The organism is Streptomyces yunnanensis, assembly GCF_029011865.1.
Lineage (GTDB): Bacteria > Actinomycetota > Actinomycetes > Streptomycetales > Streptomycetaceae > Streptomyces > Streptomyces yunnanensis.
The window spans coordinates 2,428,964-2,447,971 of the sequence record NZ_CP095749.1 but is presented as its reverse complement, the minus strand read 5'-3'; the positions used below and the strand labels follow the sequence as shown (position 1 = coordinate 2,447,971).

Sequence of the window (19,008 nt, the reverse complement as noted above, 5' to 3'; positions counted from 1 at the left end):
ACGCCCGCCGGGACCGCCGCGCGCCGGCGTGCTCAGTCCTCCGGCGCGACCTGGGCGGGCATCGTCGCCAGGAATTCGGTCAGCGCCGCGTTGAACTCCTCCGGGCGCTCCAGATTCGGCATGTGGCCCGCTCCCTGAATGATCGTCAGGCGCGAACCGGGTGTCGCCTCGTGGATCGCCCGGGCGTCGGCGACCGGGGTGAACTCGTCCTCCGTGCCCACCACGACCAGGGTGGGCACGGTGATCCGCGGCAGCAGCCCGGTGTAGTCCCGCCGCTCCGCCCGACCGCGCAGGGCGGCCGCGGCGCCCTCGGGGGAGGCGTTCCGCATCATCCCCAGGACGTGCTCGGCGACCGTCGGTAGCGCCGTGACGTTGGCCGGCGCGATCATCTTGGGCAGCACCTCGTGCGCGTACCCGTCCATGCCCTCCGCGAGCAGTCGTTCCGCGGTCCGCAGCCGCACCGCCCGGCCCTCCGCGGTGTCCGCCGCCGCGAAGGTGTCGGCGAGCAGCAGACCCCGGATCCGCTCCGGGAACTGCCGGTAGCACTCCATGACGATCTGCCCGCCCATGGACAGCCCGCCCAGGACGCAGCGCTCGATCCCGAGGTGGTCGAGCAGGGCGGCGACGTCCCGGGCGAAGGTCTCCAGGAGGGTCTTGCCGGGCACCACCGAACTCCCGCCGTAGCCACGGAGGTCCGGTGCGATCACCCGCATCCCGGCGCGGCTGAAGTGTGCCGTCTGCGGGCGCCACATCGAGCGGTCGAAGGGGTGCCCGTGGATGAGGACCAGCGGTGCACCGCTGCCCTCGTCCTCGTAGGCGACCGTGGTCTCTCCGCATTGCACCGATGCCATGACACACCTCTCCTTGCCGCACCACCTGCGGCCCTGCTGCGTCGGGGAGTTGACGGCTCGATGCTATGAGAGGCATTGTCTCGGCACAATAGAAACAATGCGCTCGGTGCAATGTCGGGGAGGGGAGCAACAATGACGGGGGAGGACTACCGTGCCATCGCCGACGAGCTGGCCGCGGCCATCACCCAGGGCCGGCTCCGCCCGGGGGACCGGCTGCCGCCGCTGCGCCGGTTCGCCCGGCGGCGGCGGATCGCCGACTCGACCGCGGCCCGGGTCTACCGCGAACTGGGCCGCCGCGGCCTGACGGTGGGAGAGGTCGGCCGCGGCACCTTCGTCCGCACGGCGCCCCCGGCGACCGAGCCCGCGCTGGCCGAACCCGGCGGCCACCGGATCGACCTGGAGCTCAACTTCCCCGTCCTGCCCGGGCACGACGCGCTCCTCGCGCGCAGCCTCGGCCAACTGCTCCAGCAGGGCGACGCGCGGGCCGCTGCGCTCCGCCCGGGCACCGCCGCCGGCACCCCGGCCGCCCGGCGGGCCGCCGCCGCACACCTCGCCCGGGCCGGCTGGGCCCCCGACGCCCACCGGCTGCTCTTCGCCGGCAGCGGCCGGGAGGCCCTCGCCGCCGCCTTCGCCGCCCTGGTCCCGCCCGGGGAGCGCCTCGGCGTCGAAGCGCTCACCTTCCCCGTCGTCAAGGGCATCGCGGCCCGCCTCGGCATCGCCCTCGTCCCGCTGGCGATGGACGAGCACGGGGTCACCCCGGACGCGCTGCGCGCCGCCGCCCCGCTGCGCGCGGTCTATCTGCAACCGGCGCTGCACAACCCGCTCGGCACCACCATGCCCGGCGCGCGCCGCACCGAACTCGCCGCCACGATGGGCGAGTTGGACCTCTGCGCGGTCGAGGACGCGGTCTACGGCTTCCTCCGCCCCGACCTGCCGCCGCTCGCCGCCCTCGCGCCGGAGCGCACGGTGCTCGTCGACAGCCTCTCCAAGCGGCTCGCCCCCGGGCTGACGCTCGGGTTCCTCGTGCCCCCGGACCGCGCGGACGCCCCCGACTTCGCCGCGGCGCTCCGCTCCGGCGCCTGGACGCCGTCCGGTTTCGCCCTGGAGGCGGCGGTGCGCTGGCTGGGCGACGGCACCGCCGCCGCCGTCGAGGCCGAGAAGCGCGCCGACGCGGCGGCCCGCCAGCGGCTCGCCGCGGAGCGCCTCGCCGGCCAGCGGCTGCGCACCGACCCGCACTCCTACCACTGCTGGTGGGAGCTGCCCGAGCCCTGGCGGGCGGACACCTTCGTGGCCGCCGCGGCCCGCCGCGGCATCGCGGTCACCCCGTCCGGCGCCTTCGCCGCCGGTGCCGGGCACGTCCCCAACGCGGTGCGGCTGGCGCTGTCCTCGCCGCCCCTCGACGTCCTGGCCGAGGCCCTCGACGTGCTGGCCGGGTTGGCCCGCCGGACCCCGGAGGACGCCGGCGCGGAGTAGCCGCCGACGAACTTCAACAGACGTTGTGCGGAGGTGGGTTGGCGGGTCGGGCCCGTTCCGTCACACCGACGTCCGCTCCACCGGTATCCAGAGCTCCGCGGTCGCCCCCGTCCCGTCCGGCGACGCCTGCACGCGCAGGATCTCCGGGCCGGGCCGGCTGCGGTACGGGTTCGACGGGAACCACTGGGCGTAGATGTCCCCCCACAGGGTCTGGAGTGCCTGCGGGTAGGGCCCGGTGTTGGTGAAGACCGCCCAGGTGCCGGCCGGGACGGTGAGCGCGTCCAGGTCGCCGGGGACCGGCGCGTTCGACACCACGGCGTGGTAGTAGTCGAGTTCGCTGCCCTCGGCGCGACCGGGGTCGAGGTCGTCGCAGACCGACACGATCCCCTTCGGCTCCTGGTCGGACAGCTCCTCGATCCGCCGCCGGGTCTGCGGGCCCAGGCCCTTGACGAACGCGGCGATGGCGGGGTTGACCCCGTGGTACACCAGGGGCACCCGGGCCTTCTTGCCCACGACCCGGAACTCGTCCTTCGCCACGATCCGGTACTGCATGGTGCTGTTCCCTTCGACGATGAGGCGGAAGGCCATCCGAGGCTGGGAGCGCAGCGCCGCACCGGTCCGCCGGGCCTCGCCCGGGCCCACGCCGTGCATGCTGCGGAACGCGCGGGCGAACGCCTCGCCCGAGCCGTAGCCGTACCGCACCGCGACGTCCAGCAGCGTCCGTTCGCCGGCCAGTACCTCGGCGCCCGCGACGGTCAGCCGCCGGCGCCGCAGGTACTCCGACAGCGGCATTCCGGCCAGTGCCGAGAACATCCGCCGGAAGTGGTACTCCGACGTCATGGCGATCCGCGCCAGCTCGCCCGCCCCGACCGGCTGGTCGAGGTGGGCCTCGATGTGCTCCATGGCCTCGTTCAGCCGCTCCAGCACCTCGGTCTCCTTCCCTTTCGGTTCCTCACGCTAGGGAAGGTCCACTCTGCCGCACCCGACATGCGGTGCCCGCTCCGGTCGGGTGGTCAGGGGCGCCCCGACGGCGGGACCTCCTCGCCCGGGCGGACCGGGCCCGGCGGCGTGCCGTCGCCGAACGGCCGGCCGCCCAACTCCTCGCGGTGGTGCGGCGTCAGCCAGCCGGAGAGGTCCGGGCCGAGCGGGACGATGCCGGTGGGGTTGATGCCGGTGTGCACCCGGTAGTAGTGCTGCTTGATGTGGTGGAAGTCCACCGTGTCGCCGAACCCGGGCGTCTGGAACAGGTCCTTGGCGTACGCCCACAGCACCGGGTCCTCGGCGAGCTTGAACCGGTTGCACTTGAAGTGGCCGTGGTAGACGGGATCGAAGCGGACGAGCGTGGTGAACAGCCGGATGTCGGCCTCGGTGAGCGTGTCGCCGACCAGGTAGCGCCGGTCCGACAGCCGGTCGGCGAGCCGGTCCAGCCGGTCGAAGAGCGGGCCGAAGGCCGCGTCGTACTCGTCCTGGTCGGGGGCGAAACCGGCCCGGTACACCCCGTTGTTGACGTCGCGGTAGACGTCCGCCATCACCTCGTCGATCTCCGCGCGGCGGGCCTCGGGGTAGAGGTCGGGCGCCCCGGGCCGGTGCAGCGCCGTCCACTCGGTCGCGAAGTCCACGGTGAGCTGCTGGAAGTCGTTGGTGACCAGCTTCCCGCTGGGGACGTCCACGAGGGCCGGGACGCTGACGCCGCCGGGGTAGCCGGTCTCGCGGGCGTCGTACGCCTCGCTGAGGAAGCGGATGCCGAGGACCGGGTCCCGGCCGTCCGGGTCGAGGGTGAACCGCCAGCTGCGGTCGTCCTGGAGGGGGTCGACGAGGGCCAGCGACAGCGCGTCCTCCAGGCCCAGCAGCCGCCGGGAGATCACCGCGCGGCTCGCCCAGGGGCAGGCGCGGCTGGCCACCAGCCGGTAGCGGCCGGCCGCCACCGGCCAGCCGTCGCGGCCGTCGGCGGTGACGCGGTCGGCGAAGTGGCTGCGGGAGCGGGTGAAGGGACGGCGGCCGGACGCGCGGTCGCCGACGCCGTCGGGCGCCGGCGCGGAGTCGGGGGAGGGCTCGGGGGCGGGGCCGGGCATCGCGGGTTCCTTCCGTCGGGGCGGGGGCGGCGTCCCCCGGATCCTTCCCGGGCCGTCGGGAATTCTCCGGTATGTCAGCCGCCCGGCGCACGGCCGGTCCTGACGTAGTGCCCGGAGGATTCGCCGCTGCGGGATTTTCCAACTCGCCGGTGATGGACGGGATTCACCTGTCATCGTCCGGTGATCGGGCGAGTGGGGGAGCGGCCCTCGCCGGCGTTGCGCTGCTGGCGCCGACGATGGCCTCCGGCGACGCTGCCGGCGGTCGAGGGGAATCCGCCGGACGGCTCCGTCGGAATGCCGGTCCTCGCGGCATTCCGGGGGCCCTGCCCGGCGCGGTGCGACCGGCCCCGGTCAGCCCAGCCAGGTCAGGTCGGGCCGCAGTCGGTGCCAGACCGGATGCCGGAGCCGGCCCGCCGACGTCCACCCGCTGAAGGCGATCTCGGCCACCAGCCGCGGCTCCGCCCAGTGCACCCCCGCCAGCTCCACGTCGTTGACGAACGGCGAGTGGTCCAGCGGGATCACGCTCAGATAGCCCGCCAGCTCCCGCCGCTCGTGGTCGGAGAGCCCCGAGCCCACGGCGCCCACGAACCGCAGCCCGTCCGGCTCCTGTACACCCGCCAGCACCGACCCGGGCAGCCCGCCGAGCGCCCCGTGTCCCTCCGTCCAGCCGCCGATGACGACGTCCAGCGTCTCCTGGTACTTGGTCTTCACCCAGTCGGGTGAGCGCAGCCCGGGGAGGTACGGCGAGGACAGCCGTTTGGCCATCACGCCCTCCAGACCACCGCGCAGCGCCGCCTCCCATGCCTGGTGGCCGTGGCCCGCCACGTACCCCGGCACCGACCAGTTGGGTCCGGCCAGCCCCAACCCGGCCAGCACCGCCCGCCGCTCGTGGTACGGCGCGTCCAGCAGCGGCCCGCCCAGATACATCACGTCGAAGAGCACCAGCTGAACGGGGAGTTCCATCGCCAGCCGGGCGGTGCGGCGCGGGTTGAGCACGCCCATCCGCCGCTGCAGCAGCCCGAAGTCGGGCCGGCCGGCGGGGTCCAGCACCACCACCTCGCCGTCCAGCACCGCGGGCCGGCCGCGCAGTTGCCGCCCGAGCGGGCCCAGTTCGGGATAGCTCGTGGTGACGTCGTTGCCGGCCCGGGTGACCAGTCGCACGGTGCCGTCGTCGGAGACGTTGACGATGCAGCGGGCCCCGTCCCACTTGGCCTCGAACGCCCAGGCCGGCTGCTCCGGCTCGGGCGGCAGCGGCCCGAGCACGGCCAGCATCGGCCGGATCACGGGATACGGGGGCGGGGCCGCGCCGCCGCCCCCGGGGGTGGGGGCCATACTCCGATGATCGGCGGAGGCGGTGGTCCCCGCAGGCCGGGCGCGACGGGGCCGCGGCCGCACCGCGACGGGGCCGCCGCCCGATCCGGCCGGCCCCGGTGGGCTCCGCGGTCAGTGCTCCGCCGCCCCCGCCTGCCCCACCGGCTCCGCGGCCCGCGGCGGTCGGGGCCGCGGTCGCGCCGCCCCTTCCGCATCCACCACCGGCAGCGCCCGGTCCAGCCACCACGGCACCCACCAGGCCCGCGGGCCCAGCAGCGCCAGCGCCGCTGGCACCAGCAGCAGCCGCACCACCGTCGCGTCGATCAGCACGCCCACCGCCAGGCCCAGCCCGAGCATCTTCGCCACCGCGTCGTCGCTGAGCAGGAAGGCCGCGAAGACCCCCGCCAGGACCAGCGCGGCGCAGCTGATCAGCCGGGCGGTGCCGGCCAGCGCCTGCGCCACACCCTCCGCCGGGTCGGGGTGCCGCGGCCGGCCCGCGTGGATCCGGGACAGCAGGAAGATCTCGTAGGCCATGCTCAGCCCGAAGGCGAGCGCGCACATCAGCAGTGGCACATGGGCCTCCACCGGTACCCGGCCCGCGACCCCCAGCGCCGGGCCGCCCCACCCCCACTGGAAGACCGCCACCACCGCCCCGTACGACGCCGCGAGCGAGAGCAGGGCGACCGCCGCGGCCTGCACCGCGACCAGCACGCCCCGGAAGACGACCAGGACGGTCAGGAAGGCCAGGCAGACCAGCACCGCGAGGATCAGCGGCAGCCGGGCGGCGATCAGGTCCCGGAAGTCCACCTGGGTCGCGGTGGCACCGGTGACATAGCCGTGGGTGTCGTAACCCCGCAGGGCCCGGGGGAGCACGGAGTCCGCCAGGCGGCGGGTGAGCGCGGCGGTCTCCGCGTCCTGCGGGGAGTGCGCGGGATAGGCGGTGGCGGACAGCACCGCGCCGTCCGGGGACGCCCGGAGCGGGGTGACCGCGGTGGTGCCGGGGATCCGCCCGAGGACCTGCCGGGCCTGGTCCGCCAGCGCCGGGCGGTCGGCCTCCGGTACCGCGCTCCGGTCGACGACCAGTGTCAGCGGCCCGGTCGCACCGGGACCGAACGCCGCGGACACCAGGTCGTGCGCCCGCCGGCCGGTGGCCGACGGCGGGTCCGTGCCGTCGTCGAGGTGCCCCAGCCGCATCGAGAACGCCGGGACGGCGAGCACCGCCAGCACCAGTACCCCGCCCACCAGATGCGGCCACGGATGACGGGTCACCCGCCGGGCGGCGCGCAGCCCGCGGTGCGCCCCGGCGCCGGGTTCCCCGGCCGCGGCGACCGGGCGGCGCACCCGGAACCGGTCGATCCGCCGGCCGAGCAGCCCGAGCAGGGCCGGGACGAGGGTGAGCGCGCCGAGCACCGCGGTGACCACGGTGAGGGCCGCCGCGGCGGCCAGCGCGGCGAGGAAGCCGACGCCGGTGACGGCCAGCCCGGCCAGCGCGACGAGCACGGTCCCGCCGGAGACCAGGACCGCCCGCCCGCTGCCGGCCACCGCCCGACCCGCGGCCACGGCCGGGTCCACGCCGTCCCGCAGCAGCTGCCGGTGACGGGTGATCAGGAACAGCGCGTAGTCGATGCCCAGGCCGAGGCCGATCATGGTGGCCAGGGTGGGGGAGACGGCGGCGAAGGTGAACGCGGCGGCCAGCAGCCCCAGGCAGCCCAGCCCGCAGACCACGCCGATCAGCGCGGTCAGCAGCGGCACCCCGGCGGCCAGCACGCTGCCGAACCCGGCCAGCAGCACCAGCCCCGCCACCGCGAACCCGAGCAGTTCGCTCAGCCGGTCGTCGGTGCCCGGGCGCGCCAGGTCGCCCAGCGCCCCGCCGTACTCCACCTGGACGCCCGCCGCGCGCAGCGGCGCCACGGCCCGGTCCACGCCCGGCAGGACCTCCGGCCGCAGGCTCCCCGGCGGCTCCCGGAACCGCACGGTGAGGTACCCGGTCCGGCCGTCGGCCCGGCGCGGCCCGGTGTGCGGCGCGTCGGACGGCGGCAGCGGGCCCTGCGCGGACGCCACGCCCGGCAGCCCGGCCAGGTCGGTGGTGGCGCGCGCGATCGGGCCGGCGAGGCCGGTCAGCGGCCGGCCGGCGTGCAGCACCACCTGGCCGGCGAATCCGCCGGCGGCAGGCTGGTGCGCGGCGAGGACCGCCCGCCCCCGGGTGGACCGGGCGTCGGGCAGCGAGAAGTCGTCGGCGTGGGCCCCGCCGAACGTCCGCTGGAGTATCTGGACGCCGGCCAGTCCCACCAGCCACAGCACGACGACGGTCACGGCGTGTCGGGCACACCACTCCCCGAGGCGCCCCAGGGCCCCTTCGGGCCGCCGGCGGCCCGGCGCATTCGGCAACGACATGCCTCGCATTCAAGGCGCGTTCCGGCGCGGCGGCATGCGGGGCGGGCAAGACGGGTGGTCCGGCGGCGGGCGTACGGGGGCGGAGGCCGCCGTACCGGGCCGGGAGGAGGGGGGAAGCCCCGGCCGGACGGGGGAACCCGACCGGGGCGGATCGCGGGGCGCGGCCCATGGGGCACGCTGCCAATTGAACGATAAACCATCGAGTGGGGGTTCGGAGCGCAGAGTGACGACCCTCACGCCCGGATCACTCTGTGTCACTGGCCGGCCTCGGGTCGCCGCCCGCCTCCCGCTGTCGTGGACGACGCGCGGCCCACGCGTCCCCTCAGGGGCTGACCGCCAGCACGAGGTACGCCGCCAGCAGCGTCAGGTGGACGCTGCCCTGGAGCACGGTGGCCCGGCCGGGCACCACCGTCAGGGTGCCGACGACGACGGTGAGCGCCAGCAGCACCATGTGGCTGGCCCCCAGGCCCAGGACGAGCGGACCCTTGAGCCAGATCGTGGCCAGTGCGACCGCGGGGATCGTCAGGCCGATGCTGGCCATCGCCGAGCCCAGGCCGAGGTTGATGCTGGTCTGTATCCGGTCCCGGCGGGCCGCGCGGACCGCCGCGATGGTCTCCGGGAGCAGTACCAGCAGCGCGATCACCACGCCGACCACGGACGACGGCAGGCCCGCCGCGGCCACCCCGGACTCGATGGTGGGCGAGACCGCCTTGGCCAGCCCCACCACCGCGACCAGCGCCAGCACCAACAGCCCGAGACTGCCCAGCGCGGCCCTGAGGGTCGGCGGGTCGGCGTGGTCCTCGCTGTCGATCACCTCGCCGGCCGTGGTGAGCGGCAGGAAGTAGTCCCGGTGCCGGATGGTCTGGGTGGTGACGAACAGGCCGTACAGCGCCAGCGCGGCGCTCGCCGCGAAGACCAGCTGTGGACCGGAGAACTGCGGCCCGGGCGTGGTGGTGGTGAAGGACGGCAGCACCAGGCTCAGCCCGGCCAGCGTGGCGACCGAGGCCAGCTCCGCCCCGGTGCCCTCGGCGTTGAAGACCGCCACCCGCCGCTTGAGCGCACCGACCAGCAGGCAGAGCCCGACGATGCCGTTGCAGGTGATCATGACGGCCGCGAAGACCGTGTCCCGGGCCAGCCCGGCGCTCTTCTCCCCGCCGTCGACCATCAACGTGACGATCAGCGCCACCTCGATGATGGTCACCGCGACCGCCAGCACCAGCGACCCGAACGGCTCGCCCACCCGGTGCGCGATCACCTCCGCGTGGTGGACCGCGGCCAGCACCGCCGCGGCCAGGAACAGCGACGCCGTGCCCACCAGCGCGCTGGGCAGCGACCGGCCCCAGATGAGGGCCAGCAGCACCACCGCCGCGACCGGCAGCACACCGGTCCAGTGCACCAAGGGCGTGCGCGGGCGGGGAGTCATGCCCCGAGCTTGGCAGAGAAGTCGGACCCCCGCCCGTCGGTGAAGCGGCCTCAGGCGGTCGCCCGGTGCTGCCCCTTGGTCTCCGCCGGCGTCAGCGCCGCCTTGCTGGCGTCGGCCACCAGCTCCACCACATCGGGCCCGTACGCCTGCGAGTTGACCACCTTCAGCAGCAGCGCGAACTGCCCGTCCGCGCCGTACCGGCGGGCCAGCCGGGACCGGTTGCGGACCAGATGGCGGACCGCGGCCCGGTGGGTGACCGGCCGCTGACCGGCCGCCAGGAACACCGGCCGGCCGCCCTCCCCGGCCGTCAGCCGGGCCAGCAGCACGTACTCCACCGCTCCCGGCTCCAGCCGGTACGTCGTCCCGCCGACGGTGAGGGCGCCCCGGCCGGCGCCCGTCGCGTCACCCGGGTGGACCGCGACGCCCGGCAGCAGGTTCGCCATGTGCGCGGCCAGCCGGCGGTGCGCGGTCGGGTCGCCGACGCAGAACTCGGTGCGCGCCCCGAAGCCCTGGAGCCCGGTGTCGTGCGGGGCGACCTCCGGGTGCGCGCCGCAGTTCTCGATCACCGAGGCCAGTCCCAGCAGCGCCAGCGCGTCGTGCCGCGGGATGCTCCACTGCGCCGAGGCGCTGTCCCGGTGGGTGACCAGGACGCACTCGGAACCGTCGGGCAGCCCGAAGAAGCCCTGTTCGCGGGTGCGCTTGCGGCGGGTGACCGCGGAGAGCCCGGCCCAGCCGACGGCCAGCCCCACGAGGAGGGCCACCGCCGCGGTCAGGAGCAGCAGCAGGGTGTCATCCATGGCGGGCGAGCGTAGCCGCTGTCGGGCTGGTGTTCGGTGGCGGCCCGCCGGACCGTACGGCTTGTCCCGGTCCGTATGGATACGGCGGGACCGCACGGCTCGGCCCGAACCGTCCCGGCCCGCCGACCGCCCCTCCGAACAGCGGTCGGCACTCGAAATACCCCCTGTCGGCGCGCCGTTGGCGCCGGTAGGCTCCGGCCCCTGCCGCCCCCCTTGCACCGCCCTAGGAGGAAGTCCAGGTATGTCGAACGCCCGACGTCTCACCGTCCTGGGAGTCACCGCCGCGCTGGCCGGCTCCCTGATGGCGGTCCCGGCCGCCGCCCGGACCGCGGCACCCCGGCCCGGCCCTGCCGCCCCCGGCAGCACCCCCGCCAAGACCCCGGTCGCCGTCGGCTACGGCGGGGCGGTCGCCAGCGTCGACGCGGACGCCTCCGCCGCCGGCATCGCGGTGCTCCGCAAGGGCGGCAACGCGGTCGACGCGGCGGTCGCCACCGCCGCCGCCCTCGGCGTCACCGAGCCCTACTCGGCCGGCGTCGGAGGCGGCGGCTACTTCGTCTACTACGACGCCAGAACCAAGACCATCCGCACCCTCGACGGCCGGGAGACCGCCCCCCGCACCGCCACCAAGGACCTCTTCCTGGAGAACGGCAAGCCCATACCGTTCGACGACGCGGTCACCAGCGGACTCAGCATCGGCACCCCCGGCACCCCGGCCACCTGGGACAGCGCCCTCAAGAAGTGGGGCAGCCGCTCCCTGGCACAGGTCCTCAAGCCCGCCGAGCAGCTCGCCGCGAAGGGCTTCACCGTCGATCCGACCTTCCGCAAGCAGACCGCCGACAACGAGGCGCGCTTCCGCGACTTCCCGGCCACCGCCGCCCTCTTCCTGCCCGGCGGCAAGCTCCCGGTCGTCGGCTCGACGCTGAAGAACCCCGATCTGGCGCGCACCTACCAGGAGTTGGGCCGCAAGGGCGTCGGCGCCCTCTACCACGGCGCGATCGGCCGGGACGTCGTCCGCACCGTCCAGCGGCCACCGGTCCGCGCGGGGAGCACCCGCAAGATCCGCCCCGGTGCCCTGACCACCGCCGACCTCGCCGCGTACCGGACGCTCGGCCACGCGCCGACCCACACCACCTACCGCGGCCTGGACGTCTACGGCATCGCCCCGTCCTCCTCCGGCGGCACCAGCGTCGCCGAAGCGCTCAACATCCTGGAGAAGAGCGACCTTTCGCACCTGACCGAGAAGCAGTTCCTGCACCGCTACATCGAGGCCAGCCGGATCGCCTTCGCCGACCGCGGCCGCTGGGTCGGCGACCCGGCCTACGAGAACGTCCCGGTCAAGGGCCTGACCTCCAAGCGGTTCGCCGCCTCCCGGGAGTGCCTGATCAACGACGGCAAGGCACTCACCAGCCCGCTCGCACCCGGTGACCCGCGCCACCCGACGCCCTGCGGCACCACCGGCCCGGCCGCCCCGACGACGTACGAGGGGGAGAACACCACCCACCTCACCGTCGCCGACAAGTGGGGCAACATCGTCTCCTACACCCTCACCATCGAGCAGACCGGCGGCAGCGGCATCACCGTCCCCGGCCGCGGCTTCCTGCTCAACAACGAACTCACCGACTTCTCCTTCGCGCCGGCCAACCCGGCCGTCCACGACCCGAACCTGCCCGGCCCGGGCAAGCGGCCCCGCTCGTCCATCTCCCCGACCATCGTGCTGCGCCACGGCACCCCCGTGCTGGCGCTGGGCTCGCCCGGCGGCGCCACCATCATCACCACCGTGCTGCAGACCCTCGTCAACCACCTCGACCGCGGCATGCCGTTGGTGGACGCCATCGCCGCACCGCGCGCCAGCCAGCGCAACGCCGCCGCCACCGAGCTCGAACCGGCCCTGTGGGACAGCCCGCTGCGGGGGCAACTGGAGGCCCTCGGCCACAGTTTCAAGCTGAACCCGGAGATCGGCGCGGCCACCGGCGTGCAGCGGCTGCCGGACGGCCGCTGGCTCGCGGCGGCCGAGAAGGTCCGGCGCGGCGGCGGCTCCGCGATGGTCGTCCACCCCGCGCCGTAACGCCCCAGCGGGGGCCGGTCGGCGCCGCCGGCGACACCCGGACGGGCCGTGTGTGCCGTCCGTGTGTCGTCGCCGTGTCGCGCCGCGCGGCGTCGTTGCCGCCCCCCGCTGAGCCGATTAGCCTCCTGGGACCGCTCGTTCGAACGAACGGTCCCAGGGAGGGCACGCAGCGTGAGTGTCGACGAGAGCCAGGAACGCCGGACCGGACCGTCCCCGGAACGCCCGCACCGCCCGGGGCCCGCCGGCCGCCTGGACGGACAGTGGGAGGGCCTCGCCGAGCAGGCCCAGGCCCTGGCCGACGGGCGGGTCACCGCCACCGACCTGGTGCACCGCTCGCTGGACCGCATCGCGGCCAGCCAGGACACCATCAACGCCTTCCGCCGGGTGCGGGCCGAGGCTGCGCTCGCCGAGGCCGCGGAGGCGGACCGCCGGCTCGCCGCCGGGGAGCGGCTGCCGCTGCTCGGCGTGCCGGTCGCGGTCAAGGACGACACCGACGTGGCGGGCGAACCCACCGCGTTCGGCTGCGCCGGGGTGTTCCCGCCCAAACCGCACGACTCCGAGGTGGTCCGGCGGCTGCGCCTGGCCGGCGCGATCATCGTCGGCAAGACCAACGCCTGCGAACTGGGCCAGTGGCCGTTCACCGAGGGCCCGGCCTTCGGCGACACCCGCAACCCCTGGAGCCTTGCGCACACCCCCGGTGGTTCCTCCGGCGGCTCGGCCGCCGCGGTCGCCGCCGGCCTGGTCCCCGCCGCGCTCGGCACCGACGGCGCCGGATCGGTCCGGATCCCGGCCGCCTGGTCCCACCTCGTCGGCATCAAACCCCAGCGCGGCCGGATCTCGACCTGGCCGGACCCCGAGGCGTTCCAGGGCATCACCGGCATCGGCCCGCTGGCCCGCACCGTCGAGGACGCCGCGCTGCTCCTGGACGTCGCCAGCGGCAACCACGACGGGGACCTGCACCGGCCGCCGGCCATCGCGGCCCGCGAGGCCGCCGGTCGGGACCCCGGGCGGCTGCGCATCGCGCTGTCCTGGAAGGCCGCCGCCACCTTCACCCGCAAGTCGCTGCACCCGGACGTCCGGGCCGCGGTGACCGCGGTGGCCCGCACCCTGGCCGGCCTGGGCCACTTCGTGGAGGAGGCCGAACCGGACTACGGGATGGTCGGGCTGGCCTTCCTGCCGCGCGCCACCGCCGGTGTCGGCGAGTGGGCCGCCCGGGTCCCCGACCCCCGGCTGCTGGACCGCCGCACCCAGGAGGCGGCCCGGCTGGGCCGGCTGCTCGGCGGGCTGCCGCTGCGCCGGGCCCGCGCCGTGGAACGCCGTCAACAGCACCGCATCGGCGCGCTGTTCGGCTCCTACGACGTCCTGCTGACGCCGACCACCGCGACCCCGCCGCCGCGCGTCGGCGCCCTCGCCAGGCTCAGCGGCTGGCAGACCGACAAGGCCATGATCGCGGCCTGCCCGTACGCCTGGCCGTGGAACGTGCTGGGCTGGCCGGGCGTCAGCGTCCCGGCCGGTTTCAGCGCGGACGGGCTGCCGCTGGGCGCCCAACTGCTCGGCCCGGCGCACGGCGAACCGCGGCTGATCTCGCTGGCCGCCCAGCTCCAGGACGCCCTGCGCTGGCACGAGCGGCGGCCCCCGCGGCAGGCCGCCGCATCGGCCGCCGACCTCAGCCCAGGAGACCGATGATCGCCTCCGTGGTGTCGGTCTCGCCCAGCCGCGGGAAGATCCGCTCCACGCTGTTGCGGTGCGCCTCCGCGTCGAGGTCGGTCACCGCGTCGACGGCGACGGTGACGTGGTAGCCGTGCTCGTGTGCGGCGCGGGCGCTGGACTCCACGCCGATGCTGGTGGCGATCCCGGCGAACACGACCTGGGTGACACCGCGCCGGCGCAGCTCCGCGTCCAGCTCGGTGCCGTGGAAGGCACCCCACCGCTGCTTGGTGACGAGGACGTCGTCGGGCTGCCGGTCGAGTTCGGCGACCAGCTCGGCCCAGTCGGCCGGCGGGGTACCGGTGCCGCTGGCCCGGCCGGCCTCGGTGCGGCCCGGCGCGCCGCCGGTGACGTTCACCAGGACCACCGGCAGTCCGTGGGCGCGGAACGCCGCGGCCAGCCGGGCCCCGCGGGCCACCACCTCGGCGGCGGGATGGACGGTCGGCAGTCCGGTGATGCCCTTCTGAAGGTCGATCAGGACCAGCGCGGTGGTCGGGTCCAGGGTGCTGGCAGACATCGTGACTCCTCGTGGCGAAAGGGGAATTGAGGGGGCGTCAGAGCATGAGGGGGCCCAGAGGCCCAGAGGCTCAGGGGTTCGGGTTCGGGGACCGAGGGGATCAGCCGACGGTCCGGCTGCCGGTGGTGCGCAGCGACCGGTCGGCGAGGGTGAGGGCCAGGAGCAGTACGCCGAGGGCCGCGCCGAGCAGCGCGATGGCGTGCAGCCCCGCGTCCGTGGCGCGCTGCCCGTAGAGCAGCCCGATCAGGCTGGCGGCGGTGATCGCGCCGAGGTACTGGGCGGTGCGCTGGAGCCCGGCCGCCGCGCCGACGCCGTCGGCCGGGGCCTGGGCGTAGACGGCGGCCTGGTTGCCGGTGGAGGCCAGCCCCTGCGGGATGCCGAACAGCGCGGCGGCGACCAGCAGCACCGGCAGCGGACTGGTGCCGCGCAGCAGCACGAGGACCGCGCTGCCGGCGATCAGGCAGGCCGCGGCGACCGCCAGCGGGGCGCGGATGCCCTTCGTCCGGGCGCCGGCGAGCGAGCAGATCGCCGCCGCGCCGGACATCGGCAGCAGCACCAGCCCGGCATGGAAGGACGAGAAGCCGTGCGCCTGCTCCAGCCACTGGCTGAAGCCGTAGAGCACGCAGTAGATGAGCAGATAGGCCAGCCCGTGCCGCAGGTAGGTCAGCGCCAGCGCCCGGTTGCGGGCCAGCATCCGCAGGTCGATGAAGGGCTGCGGATGGCGCAGCTGCCACCACACCAGGACGGCGGCCAGCACCGCGGTCGGCGCGAGCAGCGGCCAGCGCGGGGCGTCCAGTCGCAGCAGGAAGAACATCGCGCAGGTCAGCGCGGACGCGAAGAGCGCGATCCCGAACGGGTCGAGGGAGCCGCGGGTCGCGCCGCCGGCCCCGTCGGCGGTGGTCGATTTCCGGCCGTTCCGGTCGGGCGGGAGCCAGACCAGGCCGCTGACCAGCGCCAGCAGCGCGAGCGGGATGTTGACCGCGAACACCGCCCGCCAGCCCGCGGTGGCGGCGAGCAGTCCGCCGAGCGTCGGCCCGACCGCCGCGCTGGCCAGCGCGGCCAGCGAGATCCGGCCGAGCACGGCCCGGGGCGTGGGCCGTCCCACCCGCAGTGACTCGGCGCGCAGCATCGCCATCGCCGCCGGGTAGGCCGCCGCGGTGCCGACGCCGAGGACGACCCGCGAGACGATCAGCAGCGTGAAGGTCGGCGCCAGCGCCCCGAGGAGGCCCGCCGCGCAGACCGCGACGGTGCCGCCGACGAAGACCCGCCGTGGCCCGATCCGATCGGCGACCCGGCCCAGCGACGGCTGACCCACCGCGCTGGCGAGGTACATCGCCGAGACCAGCCACGCGGTGTCGGCGGCGCCGACCCGGAAGTCCTGGCCGATGGCCACCAGCGCGGTGGCGATCATGGTCGAGTTGATCGGGTTGAGGAGCGACCCCAGGAGCAGCGGGGTCATCAGGCGGGCGCCGAAACCCGCCTCGCCGGAGGGGAGTTGGGGCGTCCTTTGGGCCGGTCCGGTGGTGCGGTCCCCGGCCCGGTCCGGCGCGTCGGGGGCGCTCATTCCTCGGTCAGCCGTCGTATCAGCGCGGTCGCCTCCGCCAGCGTCCGCTGCTCCTCGGCGGTCAGCCGCTCGGCGAGGGCCACCGCGAGCCAGTTGTTCTTGGCGGCCCGGACGTCCCGGAGCACCCGGTGGCCCTCGTCGGTGAGCGAGAAGACCACCTGGCGGCCGTCGGTGGGGTGCGGGCTGCGCGCGAGGATCCCGCGCTCCTCCAGCGCGCCGACGGTCATCCGCATCGACTGCGGGCGCACCAGCTCGGCGCGGGCCAGCGCGGCGATCGTGGACGGTCCGTCGGCGTCGATCCGGGCGACCACCGCGCGCTGGGTGGGGGTCAGTTCGCCCTGCGGCGAGGCCGCGCGCAGTCGGCGCATCAGCAGGGACACGGTCGCGCCGAGGTCGGTGGCGAGTCGTTCCTGGTCCTTGTCGGGCATGGTGCGAGCATAGATTCATGACAGGAAGACTTGCAAGTTTATCTGTCATGTTGCGCGCCGTGGTCCCGCCCCGCGGCGCGCGCGGCCGACCGCCCCGACGCCCCCGGCGGTCCCCGCCCGCCGCGCCGCACAGAGAGATGGTCTTGCCACGGTCGGTGACGCCCCTTACGGTCGCCTCCACGCGAGCAGACGCGCGCACCGCAGGCTGACGCATCGACAAAGGAGCAGCTCATGGCCGATGTTGTGCGTGCCGCACTGGTCCAGGCGACCTGGACCGGCGACACCGAATCGATGATCGCGAAGCACGAGGAGCACGCCAGGGCGGCGGCCGCGCAGGGTGCGAAGGTGATCGGCTTCCAGGAGGTCTTCAACGCCCCGTACTTCTGCCAGGTGCAGGAGCCGGAGCACTACCGCTGGGCCGAGCCGGTGCCGGACGGCCCGACCGTGCGCCGTATGCAGGACCTCGCCCGGGAGACCGGCATGGTCGTCGTCGTCCCGGTCTTCGAGGTCGAGCAGTCCGGCTTCTACTACAACACCGCGGCCGTCATCGACGCCGACGGCACCGTCCTCGGCAAGTACCGCAAGCACCACATCCCGCAGGTCAAGGGCTTCTGGGAGAAGTACTACTTCCGCCCGGGGAACGTCGGCTGGCCGGTCTTCGACACCGCCGTCGGCCGGATCGGCGTCTACATCTGCTACGACCGCCACTTCCCCGAGGGCTGGCGGCAACTGGGCCTCAACGGCGCCCAGCTCGTCTACAACCCCTCCGCCACCTCGCGCGGCCTGTCGGGCTACCTGTGGCGGCTGGAGCAGCCCGCGGCGGCCGTCGCCAACGAGTACTTCGTCGCCGCGATCAACCGGGTGGGCGTGGAGGAGTACGGCGACAACGAGTTCTACGGCTCCAGCTACTTCGTCGATCCGCGCGGGCAGTTCGTCGGCGAGCCCGCCAGCGAGACCAAGGAGGAACTGGTCGTCCGCGACCTGGACTTCGGCCTGATCGACCAGGTCCGCCAGCAGTGGGCCTTCTACCGCGACCGCCGCCCCGACGCCTACGACGGGCTGGTGCGGCCGTGACCCACGACACCGGAAGCCTGCACGCCCGGCACCGCGCGGTGATGCCCTCCTGGCTGAGCCTCTACTACGCACAACCCCTGGAGCTCACCCACGGCGAGGGCCGGCACGTCTGGGACGCCGAGGGCAACCGCTACCTCGACTTCTTCGGCGGCATCCTCACCACCATGACCGCGCACGCACTGCCCGAGGTGACCAAGGCGGTCGGCGAACAGGCCGGCCGGATCCTGCACACCTCCACGCTCTACCTCTCCCGGCCCATGGTGGAGCTGGCGGAGCGGATCGCCGCGCTCTCCGGCATCCCCGACGCCCGGGTCTTCTTCACCACCTCCGGCACCGAGGCCAACGACGCCGCCCTGCTGCTGGCCACCACCCATCGCCGCTCCAACCAGGTGCTGGCGATGCGCAACAGCTACCACGGCCGGTCGTTCTCCACCGTCGCCGTCACCGGCAACCAGAGCTGGTCGCCCACCAGCCTCTCGCCCCTGCAGACCCTCTACGTGCACGGCGGGGTGCGCTCCCGCGGCCCGTACGCCGACCTCGGCGACGCGGAGTACGTCGCGGCCTGCGTCGCGGACCTGGAGGACATGCTCCAGCAGACCGCCGGCGGCGTCGCCGCGCTGATCGCCGAACCGGTGCAGGGCGTCGGCGGCTTCACCGCCCCGCCGGACGGGCTGTACGCGGCGTTCCGCGAGGTGCTGGCCCGCGAGGGGATCCTGTGGATCAGCGACGAGGTGCAGACCGGCTGGGGCCGCACCGGTGACCACTTCTGGGGCTGGCAGGCGCACGCCGAGAACGGCCCGCCCGACCTGCTCACCTTCGCCAAGGGCATCGGCAACGGCATGTCCCTGGGCGGGGTGGTGGCCCGCGCCGAGATCATGAACTGCCTGTCCGCCAACTCCATCTCGACCTTCGGCGGCAGCCCGATCACCATGGCCGCGGGCCTGGCCAACCTCAACTACCTCCTGGAACACGACCTCCAGGGCAACGCCCGGCGGGTCGGCGGGCTGCTCATCGAGCGGCTGCGGGCGGTGGCGGCCGGTCTGGACGTGGTGCGGGAGATTCGCGGCCGGGGCCTGATGATCGGGATCGAGCTGGTCCGGCCGGGCACCGACGAGCCCTCGCCGGAGGCCGCCACGCTGGTGCTGGAGGCCGCCCGGGAGCGCGGTCTGCTGGTCGGCAAGGGCGGCCAGGGCGGCGCCTCGCTCCGCATCGCGCCGCCGCTCACGCTCACCGTCGCCGAGGCGGAGCAGGGCGCGGAACTGCTCGCGGACGCCCTGCGCCAGACCCAGCGGCAGCTCGCGGACGCGTCGGAGTCGTAGGAGCCGTCCGCGC

At 74.9% G+C, this 19,008-nt stretch carries 15 protein-coding genes; 5 read left to right on the top strand and 10 right to left on the bottom strand.

Annotation, left to right across the window (positions count from 1 at the left end):
* Window positions 1–32 precede the first annotated feature (32 nt).
* A complete protein-coding gene (locus tag MOV08_RS10730; RefSeq protein WP_275307244.1) occupies window positions 33–851 on the bottom strand; it encodes an alpha/beta fold hydrolase in 819 nt (272 codons plus the stop codon).
* A 132-nt stretch (window positions 852–983) separates the two neighbouring features.
* On the opposite strand from MOV08_RS10730, the gene MOV08_RS10725 reads away from it, so the two are divergent.
* Entirely contained in the window at window positions 984–2,324 is a 1,341-nt protein-coding gene (locus MOV08_RS10725; RefSeq protein WP_275307243.1) for an aminotransferase-like domain-containing protein, read from the top strand.
* Window positions 2,325–2,384: 60 nt separating this feature from the next.
* Here the strand turns inward: MOV08_RS10725 and MOV08_RS10720 are convergent, their stop codons facing one another.
* From MOV08_RS10720 to MOV08_RS10695, 6 genes are all read right to left on the bottom strand, one after another.
* The gene (locus MOV08_RS10720) at window positions 2,385–3,251 is read right to left on the bottom strand and encodes an AraC family transcriptional regulator (RefSeq protein ID WP_039631565.1); all 867 of its coding nucleotides are present in this window, start codon (window positions 3,249–3,251) and stop codon (window positions 2,385–2,387) included.
* An 86-nt stretch (window positions 3,252–3,337) separates the two neighbouring features.
* Window positions 3,338–4,396 (bottom strand): glutathione S-transferase family protein, encoded by a 1,059-nt coding sequence (locus tag MOV08_RS10715; protein WP_039631563.1) that lies wholly within the window; start codon window positions 4,394–4,396, stop codon window positions 3,338–3,340.
* A gap of 351 nt (window positions 4,397–4,747) precedes the next feature.
* Window positions 4,748–5,728, bottom strand: coding sequence for a non-homologous end-joining DNA ligase (gene ligD, locus MOV08_RS10710; RefSeq protein ID WP_275307242.1), 981 nt, complete (start codon window positions 5,726–5,728; stop codon window positions 4,748–4,750).
* Between the two features lie 111 nt (window positions 5,729–5,839).
* Window positions 5,840–8,101 carry an MMPL family transporter gene (locus MOV08_RS10705; protein WP_275307240.1) on the bottom strand — a complete coding sequence of 754 codons (2,262 nt, stop codon included), beginning with the start codon at window positions 8,099–8,101 and terminating at the stop codon, window positions 5,840–5,842.
* A 322-nt stretch (window positions 8,102–8,423) separates the two neighbouring features.
* Complete coding sequence (locus MOV08_RS10700) at window positions 8,424–9,524, bottom strand: calcium:cation antiporter (protein ID WP_275307238.1); 1,101 nt, start codon at window positions 9,522–9,524, stop codon at window positions 8,424–8,426.
* A gap of 50 nt (window positions 9,525–9,574) precedes the next feature.
* Window positions 9,575–10,321 (bottom strand): hypothetical protein, encoded by a 747-nt coding sequence (locus tag MOV08_RS10695; protein ID WP_275307237.1) that lies wholly within the window; start codon window positions 10,319–10,321, stop codon window positions 9,575–9,577.
* 241 nt (window positions 10,322–10,562) lie between these two features.
* Here MOV08_RS10695 and ggt point away from each other — a divergent pair, with 241 nt between their 5' ends.
* Both ggt and MOV08_RS10685 read left to right on the top strand, forming a co-directional pair.
* Complete coding sequence (gene ggt / locus MOV08_RS10690) at window positions 10,563–12,386, top strand: gamma-glutamyltransferase (protein ID WP_275307235.1); 1,824 nt, start codon at window positions 10,563–10,565, stop codon at window positions 12,384–12,386.
* Between the two features lie 171 nt (window positions 12,387–12,557).
* Window positions 12,558–14,072 (top strand): amidase, encoded by a 1,515-nt coding sequence (locus tag MOV08_RS10685; protein WP_039631555.1) that lies wholly within the window; start codon window positions 12,558–12,560, stop codon window positions 14,070–14,072.
* Here MOV08_RS10685 and MOV08_RS10680 read toward each other — a convergent pair.
* From MOV08_RS10680 to MOV08_RS10670, 3 genes are all read right to left on the bottom strand, one after another.
* The gene (locus tag MOV08_RS10680) at window positions 14,053–14,610 is read right to left on the bottom strand and encodes an isochorismatase family protein (RefSeq protein ID WP_275307234.1); all 558 of its coding nucleotides are present in this window, start codon (window positions 14,608–14,610) and stop codon (window positions 14,053–14,055) included. The two genes, MOV08_RS10685 and MOV08_RS10680, sit on opposite strands and share 20 nt — an antisense overlap.
* Before the next feature lie 100 nt (window positions 14,611–14,710).
* Window positions 14,711–16,174, bottom strand: coding sequence for an MFS transporter (locus MOV08_RS10675; protein WP_275307233.1), 1,464 nt, complete (start codon window positions 16,172–16,174; stop codon window positions 14,711–14,713).
* The gene (locus MOV08_RS10670) at window positions 16,171–16,602 is read right to left on the bottom strand and encodes a MarR family winged helix-turn-helix transcriptional regulator (protein ID WP_275307232.1); all 432 of its coding nucleotides are present in this window, start codon (window positions 16,600–16,602) and stop codon (window positions 16,171–16,173) included. The genes MOV08_RS10675 and MOV08_RS10670 overlap by 4 nt, the downstream gene beginning before the upstream one ends.
* Window positions 16,603–16,833: 231 nt before the next feature.
* On the opposite strand from MOV08_RS10670, the gene MOV08_RS10665 reads away from it, so the two are divergent.
* Both MOV08_RS10665 and MOV08_RS10660 read left to right on the top strand, forming a co-directional pair.
* The gene (locus MOV08_RS10665) at window positions 16,834–17,676 is read left to right on the top strand and encodes a nitrilase-related carbon-nitrogen hydrolase (RefSeq protein WP_275307231.1); all 843 of its coding nucleotides are present in this window, start codon (window positions 16,834–16,836) and stop codon (window positions 17,674–17,676) included.
* Window positions 17,673–18,995, top strand: a complete 1,323-nt coding sequence (locus MOV08_RS10660; RefSeq protein WP_275307230.1) for an aspartate aminotransferase family protein — start codon at window positions 17,673–17,675, stop codon at window positions 18,993–18,995. The genes MOV08_RS10665 and MOV08_RS10660 overlap by 4 nt, the downstream gene beginning before the upstream one ends.
* Window positions 18,996–19,008: the final 13 nt, after the last annotated feature.